Below are 388 nucleotides of genomic sequence, written 5' to 3'. Positions count from 1 at the left end.
GGATTGTACATGGCAGTGGGCCTCTTGATGGTCGAAGGTTGTTGTGGCGGGCCTTGGCCCGCCAGCGGGAAATCAACTCCAGGCGTGCAGCGGCGGATTCTCGCCGTTGAGGAAGTACTTGCCGAGGATCGAGTACTTCCAGCGTACCGGATCGTGCAGCGTGTGGGTGCGCGCATTGCGCCAATGGCGGTCGAGATTGTGCTCGGCCAGCGTCGAGCGTGTGCCGGCGAGCTCGAACAGCTTGTTCGTGGCAATGATGGCGATCTCTGTCGTGAGGATCTTGGATTCGGCAACCGCGATCTGCGCTTCCGCGACGGTCTTCTCGTTCGGGTCGGCCACGGCGCGATCGACCGCAAGCCCGGCCCTTTCCAGAACCGCCTCTGCCGCG

The 388-nt window shown here is 63.4% G+C and carries 1 protein-coding gene; it reads right to left on the bottom strand.

Features of this window, described 5'->3' with window-relative positions; genetic code table 11:
• Window positions 1–72 precede the first annotated feature (72 nt).
• The coding region (locus EN807_RS33020; RefSeq protein ID WP_281405248.1) for an acyl-CoA dehydrogenase family protein at window positions 73–388 on the bottom strand (316 nt) is incomplete at its 5' end.

This window comes from Mesorhizobium sp. M5C.F.Ca.ET.164.01.1.1 (assembly GCF_004792125.1).
Classification (GTDB): Bacteria; Pseudomonadota; Alphaproteobacteria; order Rhizobiales; family Rhizobiaceae; genus Mesorhizobium; species Mesorhizobium wenxiniae.
This window is presented reverse-complemented; position numbering and strand designations above follow the sequence as displayed.